General features: G+C 56.2%; 10 protein-coding genes and 1 pseudogene. 4 read left to right on the forward strand and 7 right to left on the reverse strand.

The genetic code is table 11. The features are described from left to right. Positions 1-90 precede the first annotated feature (90 nt). The 5 genes and pseudogenes from B5F88_RS21885 to B5F88_RS18005 all read right to left on the reverse strand — a co-directional run bounded on the left by B5F88_RS21885 (position 91) and on the right by B5F88_RS18005 (position 3,135). A complete protein-coding gene (locus tag B5F88_RS21885) occupies positions 91-213 on the reverse strand; it encodes a hypothetical protein (RefSeq protein WP_275532958.1) in 123 nt (40 codons plus the stop codon). A 23-nt stretch (positions 214-236) separates the two neighbouring features. Beyond that, positions 237-1,418 (reverse strand): recombinase family protein, encoded by a 1,182-nt coding sequence (locus tag B5F88_RS21645; protein WP_343286485.1) that lies wholly within the window; start codon positions 1,416-1,418, stop codon positions 237-239. Further along, a pseudogene (locus tag B5F88_RS21650) lies at positions 1,392-1,709 on the reverse strand (recombinase family protein); the annotation flags it as partial. The gene B5F88_RS21645 and the pseudogene B5F88_RS21650, both read right to left, overlap by 27 nt. Beyond that, positions 1,688-2,440 carry an ATP-binding protein gene (locus B5F88_RS18000; protein WP_087348770.1) on the reverse strand — a complete coding sequence of 251 codons (753 nt, stop codon included), beginning with the start codon at positions 2,438-2,440 and terminating at the stop codon, positions 1,688-1,690. The pseudogene B5F88_RS21650 and the gene B5F88_RS18000, both read right to left, overlap by 22 nt. A gap of 98 nt (positions 2,441-2,538) precedes the next feature. Beyond that, on the reverse strand, positions 2,539-3,135 hold the full coding sequence (locus tag B5F88_RS18005; protein ID WP_343286484.1) for a hypothetical protein: 597 nt from the start codon (positions 3,133-3,135) through the stop codon (positions 2,539-2,541). A gap of 120 nt (positions 3,136-3,255) precedes the next feature. On the opposite strand from B5F88_RS18005, the gene B5F88_RS18010 reads away from it, so the two are divergent. After that, positions 3,256-3,501, forward strand: a complete 246-nt coding sequence (locus B5F88_RS18010) for a helix-turn-helix transcriptional regulator (RefSeq protein ID WP_087348772.1) — start codon at positions 3,256-3,258, stop codon at positions 3,499-3,501. Positions 3,502-3,565: 64 nt separating this feature from the next. Here B5F88_RS18010 and B5F88_RS18015 read toward each other — a convergent pair whose 3' ends face one another. Beyond that, positions 3,566-4,579, reverse strand: a complete 1,014-nt coding sequence (locus B5F88_RS18015; RefSeq protein WP_087348774.1) for a hypothetical protein — start codon at positions 4,577-4,579, stop codon at positions 3,566-3,568. 133 nt (positions 4,580-4,712) lie between these two features. On the opposite strand from B5F88_RS18015, the gene B5F88_RS18020 reads away from it, so the two are divergent. The 3 genes from B5F88_RS18020 to B5F88_RS18030 all read left to right on the forward strand — a co-directional run bounded on the left by B5F88_RS18020 (position 4,713) and on the right by B5F88_RS18030 (position 6,725). Beyond that, a complete protein-coding gene (locus B5F88_RS18020; protein ID WP_242959874.1) occupies positions 4,713-5,033 on the forward strand; it encodes a helix-turn-helix transcriptional regulator in 321 nt (106 codons plus the stop codon). 112 nt (positions 5,034-5,145) lie between these two features. Next, positions 5,146-5,448: a helix-turn-helix transcriptional regulator gene (locus B5F88_RS18025; RefSeq protein WP_275532959.1), complete on the forward strand. Its 303-nt coding sequence runs from the start codon at positions 5,146-5,148 to the stop codon at positions 5,446-5,448. A gap of 179 nt (positions 5,449-5,627) precedes the next feature. Continuing rightward, on the forward strand, positions 5,628-6,725 hold the full coding sequence (locus tag B5F88_RS18030; protein WP_087348776.1) for a HipA protein: 1,098 nt from the start codon (positions 5,628-5,630) through the stop codon (positions 6,723-6,725). Positions 6,726-6,877: 152 nt separating this feature from the next. On the opposite strand, the gene B5F88_RS18035 is transcribed toward B5F88_RS18030, so the two are convergent. Then, positions 6,878-7,322, reverse strand: a 445-nt coding sequence (locus tag B5F88_RS18035; RefSeq protein WP_204246265.1) for a hypothetical protein, incomplete at its 5' end; no start/stop codon positions are given.

Genomic DNA, 7,322 nt, shown 5'->3' on the forward strand with positions numbered 1-7,322 from the left:
TCTATACGCTGGATTGAAAAATACTATACCGAAAAATTTTGTGTAGAATATGTTATTTGCAGGATTCTGAGATTTTTTCGGTATAGCAACTTATTCGGTATAATCTCCGCAGATGATCATATAATCTTCCTTGGTCATTCCGGCCTGCTCGGGGAAGTGTTCGGGTGCGAACCGCTGGAAGTTGCCATGGGTATCGCCGGTTGCATAGATCATTTCGGTTCACCTTCTTTTGCTTATTATATCATATCCTGCTCCACCTGAACGCCGCCGCGGAGGAAGACCGTGATTTTCTCCGCTGAGTTGACCTTGACCGTATCCACCAGCTGTCGGATGAGAGCTTCATCCCATTCGCTGATGTGGGTGGACGCCTGAGCCATCGCGGCAGCCGCATCTTCAATGCGCCGTACAGCCTGAGCGTTGCTCTGACGCTGTTCTTCGATCAGGGCCCGCTTTTCTTTCAGCGCGGCAGCCTCATTCATGATAGCTCTCAGCTGGGCGGTGCAGGCGGTGGCATCCTCAGCTCGGGCGGATTCTGCCACCAGCTCACGGGTCTGGTCGTTCAGCTCGCCCAGCCGCCTTTCAATATCGGCAAGACTCATGCTCTCTCCTGGGATCGGAGCCAGCTCCATTTCCATGGCGGAGGTGATTTGCCGGATCAGCGTACTCTTTTGACTCATGACGGAGTTGATTGCGGCGAGGATTGCCTTCTGGAGCGCTTCCTCGTCCAGCGTTGGTGAGTTGTGGCAGTACTTGGTGCCGTAGTCCAACCGGCTGACACAGCGCCACACGATGCGCTTCCTGCCTTGCTTGGACCAGGTGCAGCGGCGGTACAGGGTGCCGCATTCGCCGCAGACAAGGCGCTCCGACAAGGCGTATTTGCTGGCATAGGATGTCATCCCGGTGGGGGCATTCTTTTTGGAAGGGCTTTTCCCGGCACTGCGCCGCGCCATCTCTGCCTGTACCGCATCGAAGGTTTTGCGCTCCACGATGCCCTCATGATGGTTCTGCACCAGATACATGGGGAGCTGCCCCGTGTTGCGGATGACCTTGCGGCTGATGCAGTCGCTGATGTAGGTCTTCTGGAGGAGGACATCTCCGCAATACTTCTCATTGGTCAGGATGCTTCGGATCGCCGTAATCGTCCATTGGGAGCCGCCGGTCACATTGGGGATTTGCTCCGCTTCCAGCCTTTCTTTGATCATCCGAAGGCTGGCTCCGCTCAAATACTGGTCATAGATCGAACGAACCACATCTGCTTGCTCCTGGATGATTTTCGGCTTGCCGTCCTCGCCTTTTTCATAGGCGTACAGCCGGTTATACTGTATGATTGTCTTTCCCGCGCGCATGGCCTGCCGCTTGCCCCAGCGGACATTGGCGCTGATGCTCTCGCTTTCTGCCTGAGCGAAGGCTCCAAGCATGGTGATGAGGATCTCGCTGTCGGCTTCCAGCGTGTTGATGTTCTCCTTTTCGAAGATGACCGCAATGCCCAATTCCCGCAGGGCCCGGATGTAATTCAGGCAGTCCACCGTATTTCTGGCGAAGCGGGAGATGGATTTGGTCAGGACGATGTCGATCTTCTTCTGCTTGCACAGCCGGATCATCTTCAGGAATTCGGGCCGCTTCCGAGCCGATGTCCCTGTGATGCCCTCGTCTGCGAAGATCCCGGCCATGGTCCACTCCCGGTTGGTCATGATCTTGTCGGTGTAGTAGTTCTGCTGCGCCTCATAGCTGGTGAGCTGCTCCTCGTCATCGGTGGATACCCGGCAGTATCGTGGCGATCCTGGAGCGCGCGCAGGTTCTCCGCTCCGCTGGCGCGCTGGGTGTCCAGCAGATCCTTCTGCCCGTTGAGGTAAATGACATTCTGCTCCAGGTCCCGAATCTCCTCCCGGCGCCGCTTCAGATAGGTCTCCGGGGAGAGGATGGACTCGTTCTCCAGCGAGGCCCGCACACTCTCGGAGAGGGCGGCGAGTACCTGCTCATGGGAGATAGCGGGCAGATGCCGTTCCAGCAGTTTCTTCCCATCGTCCCCCAGTTCCTCGATGAAATAGAGGGGATTGAAGATGGAGAGGAACACATCCTTTTCACCGAACATCTCATTGAGGTCGTGCTGGCGGATCTCATAGCCGTCATAGGTGATGGTCATGCGGCTTTTCTGCCGGGTGCGGGTCAGTTCATGGTTCTGGCCTTCCCCATCCACAAAGTACATCGCCACCATTAGGTTGGGATTCGTCTCGCAGTGCAGTCGGTCGATCCCGCGCTCCCCGAAAAAGGGGAGCCCGGTGACGGCGAAGGCGATGGCGTCGGCTATGCTGGACTTGCCGCGGCCGTTGCCGCCAGTGATGACCGTGGGATTGCCGAAGGTGAGGTGCGCGGCCTCCTCATAGCACTTGAACCCGGATATGGTCATGCCGGTGATTTGAAAACTGCCGATACTTTTCATAGATGTTCCTCCTGTCTCATGAATTGATCTTTTGTGTATGGAGCGCCGGTCATGACAAAATACTCTGAGAGCAGGTAGGCCCGTATGAGTTTATAGCGTCAGGCCGCCCGGTCACAGGCGTGGTCCTTCCGCAGCGCGCCCAGCTGTTCCAGCAGCCGCTCATAGGGCATGGTCCCAAATTCGCCCAGGCAGATCCAGTTGTTGTACCCGCCGCGGCAGTCCTTCAGGTTGCGGATGGTGCGGTACCACCCCGCAAGATTTATCACATGGATCAGGCCGCGCCTTTGCCGCCGCAGGGCCTCCTCCAGCACCTCGCGGGACCCGCTGGACGGGTGGGACACATAGGCGATCAGATATGTGCTGTGCTCCACCATGTACTGGTTGGCGCGCACAATGGCCACCCGTCTGGGCACGCGCTCCATCCCTGGCGGATAGAAGGTATCATCAAATCCTTTTGGGAGCGAAACCGGGCGCTCCGCCGGATGGTAGGGCAGCAGCATGGTAAGGCGGATCCCCGGGTGGCGCTCCTTGGCGCAGACGACTGCGTGGGCCGCCAGCGCATCAAAATTTCCATAGCGGCCGACGACAAAATCCCTCACGCCGTACGCGGTGATATGCCGCTCCACTTCCTCTTCCAGCAAAGGAAGCACCTTGTCCGGGGCGTCGCGGTGCCCGATAAAAAAACATGTGTTCATGGTACTCCGCCGCTCCTTCCGGCATATCGCAAAATGGCCGATCCGTACAGTTACATGGACTATTTGGCCGCAACCTTGTCCTATAATGATGGTACAGTCACATGGACGAGGTACAAGAACATGGCGTTACAGTTAAATGAGGCGGTCAGCGCGCGGCTGACGGAACTGCTCGAAGCGCGGAACATGACGCAATACCAACTGGCAATGAAAAGCGGCGTGCCCAGATCCACCATTTCAAACCTGGTGGGCTGCACTTATCCCTCCGTGAAACTGCGCATCCTCCACGAGTTATGCCAGGGCCTTGGCATCGACCTGTGCGAATTCTTTTCTTCCCCGCTGTTCGAGGAAAACAATTTAGAGCCGTAAAATCTCCGGCGCCTTTCGTGAAAGGGCCGGGGATTTGTCATATTACGGGGCACCACGCCCCGTCTTATGGGAAACGGTAGAAGTCAGTTCCCGCCCCCGGCGTCTCCTGAAGCCGCTCGCCCTCCATCATCTGAAGGCCGCTGAAACCGTCTCCCGAGCCGTAGTCCGGAAAATACTTCAAAATCGCATTCTTCAAGGCGGCAGGGTCGATCCTTGTCCCCCAGGTATCCTCGGCAAAGGGCAGCATCTCATAGAGCGGAAGGCAGCTTGTTTGATAGGAGTAAAAGCGGTATCCGCAGGTGTTGTGGATGCCCTGTGCCCGGTCGTGTTCCGTCAGTGCCACGCGGTCCAGGGTCTCTTCAAACAGTTCGCTGCAAAGCGGGTATGCTATGGCCAGGACCCATCCGGCCTGAGCCGTTTCCAGCCAGAACAGCCCGTTGCACAGCCGCTCATGGCGGAGTGCCGGACCCCAGGGGGTCTCCTCCGGGGCGGGGAATGCGCCGAAGTATTCCGGGCAGGCATCCATTCCGAACGCCCGATCCGCCGCCAGGGACGCGCCTTCCGGCAGCGGAAGGCCGTGTTCATCCAGGTATTTGTGGGCCTCGTACTCTACAACATGCCTGCCCTTGCAGGAATAGTCATAGTCATAGAGAAACGACCTGGGAATGGTCGGCAGGGGCACGCCGTAACTGAGGGCCTCGGGGGACATCGCGGGCGAATCCTCCGATACCACAAGGTATTCCCCTCCGAAGAAGGAATCGGCGCCGCTGGGCCTTGTCGCGATGTAATACACGCCGGGACAGATGAATTCCGCGGCATAGATTTCCCCATACTGCGCTTCCAGGCCGCGAAACTGGCCCGGAAGTTCTGAAAGTGGAATGGGACCGGGTCTGGCTGGAGGCCCGCCCGCGTCAGCGGGATGCTCCTGTACCAAGACAGGCATTGGGACCCGGCGCACATCCTCCGGCGCAACGAAGCGCGCGACATCTGGCGGCAGTTCCTGGAGCCGCCTGCCGCAGTCCGGGCAGAAATAGGACCCGTCGGACGCCTGGCACCCGCAGTCCGGGCATAAGATCATGTGGATCCCTCCATTTAATGAAACTTTGGTTTAGTAGTATATATACTTGATTATTGTTAACAATGGAAGATATATATGTAATTTAGGAAGAAAAATAATGCTATCATAAACTACTAATTAGTAGGTGATAGCAGTGAACTTTAATGTTGGAGCCAGAATCAAAGAACTGCGCATGGCAAAAGGTCTTTCGACCAATAAACTCTCCAATCTGGCAGGGTTATCACAGAGTTATGTGCGCAATTTGGAGGCTGGAAAATACGACAATCCTACGGTGGACTCCCTGGAGCTGATTTGTGACGCCCTTGGAATCACATTTGAGGATTTTGTGAATTACGGCGATCTCTCGCTTTCCCAGCTGAAGGCCATGAAGGTGGTCCGAATGCTGAGCGATGAACAGTTGGAGGGATTTTGCCAGCTCGTCAATCCGCAGAAGGACCCCGATGGGCGCCCCTGAATAAGTTGTTTTTCCACATTATATCTCAAAAGAGAGTGAAAATACAGTTTTATTTGGTTCTATTTCAGCACTCATTATAACGGTAAAATACGGCTATAAAGGGTGTGAGTCTTTGAATGTAATAGAGCGCATACAGGAATATATGAAACTGCGGGGATGGACGGAATACCGCTTGGTAAAAGAGACAAAACTTCCGGCGTCCACGCTTGCGAATATCTTTCACAGGGGCACCACGCCAAGCATCCCCACGCTGGAGATCATTTGCGATGCTCTGGGCATATCCCTCAGTCAGTTTTTCTCGGACAGCAGTCTGGTCTCCTTGACCAAGGAACAGGAAGATCTGCTGAACAGGTGGTCCACGCTGTCGCAGGAGCAAAAGGAAGTTCTTTTGGAACTCATGTCGAAGATGAACTGAGGGCGAATTCAGGGTGGAACCGCCAGCGGACGCTTTCTGTATCGGTTATCAGCAAGACCGGGGGCATACGCCTCCGGTCTTGTTTTCGCGGTCCCACTCCGATACGCTTAGGCGGTATTGCGGGCCACGCGAAAGCCGTGTATAATGGTATCATTCCATGGGAAGGGGGGGTAGCAGGCATGGCAGTGACGAAATATATCCTAATGAATCAGGACACCCCGGTGTTGGATTTCATCTGCCGCAGGAACGAGTTTGACGAACCGGAATTTTATGAAGGCGCCTGGTATGTGGACTACCGGCCAATCGGCTATCGCGGCCTTGCTGCGTTTCTGGAGCATCGGAAGGCGCCCAAACATCGCGAGCACATTCGGCAGCTCCTGGAGCAGTATGGCTGTGATGATCTGGAGGGATTCCTGCAGGTGACCCACGCCCTGTCCCTAAACGACACCTTCTGGGTAAAGCGGAAGGGGGAAACTTTGCAGTGGCGGGATGTTTCCCTCTATACCAATCCCTTCAGCGAGGTAATCAGCGAGGCCGCCTTTGACGGGACCATCAGCGAGACGGATTTTTCCTCCACTTCTCCTGAATTCGGGACGGATGGATACTACGCCAAGTGCTGGATCCGGGAGGAAAGTGGGATTAAACTCTATAAGAGCGGAAGCACCTTCCTGGAAATCGAGCCGCTGTCCGAGTTCTTGGCATCGCAGTTGGCAGAAGTCATTTGCCGGCAGGCGGTTCTGTATGACCTGGACTACTACCATGGGAAACTGATTTCCAAGTGTCCGTTGTTTACCAGCGAAACGGTAGGACTGGCCAAGGCAAGCGCGGTGTTCCACGGCGCTGAACATACGATTCCAGACCTTCTCCGGTATTTTCGTGGGATCGGGGGCGAAGACGCCTTCCGGCGGATGTGCGTATTGGATGCAATCATTCTGAACCCGGACCGGCACTATGGGAATTTCGGCGTCTTGTTTGACACCGCCACCATGGAGGTCCTCCAGATGGCTCCGATATTTGACAACAACAAGAGCCTGCTGCCTGAGTTGGACAACGACCAGTTGGCAGCGCCCGACTGGTATATCGCCCGATGCCGCCCACGAATCGGCAGAGACTTCATCCTGACTGCCCGAGGACTGCTGACAGACGAGATCCGGGCAGACCTGGAACAGATGCGAAACTTTACCTTCCATCAGCACCCAAAAATCCAGGCGGAACAGGTGCGGCTGGACGCCTTGAGCGGCATTGTGCAGGCACGAATCCGTAAGATTCTGGATTAAGATAAAACAGGCCGGAGGCATAAGCCTCCGGCCTGTTTTTCCGGGTCTGTCCTAAAAGCGGGGAACGCCCGTGCCCTGGTGCGGCGCATCGGTGCTGCATCCCCCAAAATATCGTTGTTTCAAAATCCGCTTATCGTGCAGATCGCAGGCCATCATATCGCGGCTTCCGTTCCTTTCAGAAAGCGCAGTTTCCCGTCCACCATCAGCGTCATGTAGGACCGCCCGTAGTGGGTGCGCTCATCTGTATGCGCCGCCCACAGCCGTCTGGCCCGGTTCTCCGTGGTACCCGGGCTGAAGGTGCGCCAGTATGCGACCGTGCTGTGCATGTCCTCAATGCAGATCACGCCGTAACCTAACTTCACCCACTCGCTGGCATGGCCGGGATTGACCGGCGCCCAGAGGAGGCTGCCGCAGTTGCCGCACTTGTGGTTTTTGCGGTTCTCCGTGCGGAAGAAAAACTGGTTGACCTTGCCCGTGTACCGGATGCCGTCCTCCGTGAAGGACGCCTCAATGGGCTCCAGGCAGTCCGGGCAGAGATACGCCTTCTTGTGCCGGTTCCAGATCACGGCGGGCCGCTTCATGTAGCCGTCCCGGGCC

The organism is Flavonifractor sp. An306 (assembly GCF_002159455.1).
Classification (GTDB): Bacteria; Bacillota; Clostridia; order Oscillospirales; family Oscillospiraceae; genus Flavonifractor.

Bases quoted from the DNA above. Each gene is read 5' to 3' on its own strand.
- B5F88_RS21885 (WP_275532958.1), bottom strand. From the start codon at position 213: ATGATCTATGCAACCGGCGATACCCATGGCAACTTCCAGCGGTTCGCA.
- B5F88_RS21645 (WP_343286485.1), bottom strand. From the start codon at position 1,418: ATGCTTGGAGCCTTCGCTCAGGCAGAAAGCGAGAGCATCAGCGCCAAT.
- B5F88_RS18000 (WP_087348770.1), bottom strand. From the start codon at position 2,440: ATGAAAAGTATCGGCAGTTTTCAAATCACCGGCATGACCATATCCGGG.
- B5F88_RS18005 (WP_343286484.1), bottom strand. From the start codon at position 3,135: ATGAACACATGTTTTTTTATCGGGCACCGCGACGCCCCGGACAAGGTG.
- B5F88_RS18010 (WP_087348772.1), top strand. From the start codon at position 3,256: ATGGCGTTACAGTTAAATGAGGCGGTCAGCGCGCGGCTGACGGAACTG.
- B5F88_RS18015 (WP_087348774.1), bottom strand. From the start codon at position 4,579: ATGATCTTATGCCCGGACTGCGGGTGCCAGGCGTCCGACGGGTCCTAT.
- B5F88_RS18030 (WP_087348776.1), top strand. From the start codon at position 5,628: ATGGCAGTGACGAAATATATCCTAATGAATCAGGACACCCCGGTGTTG.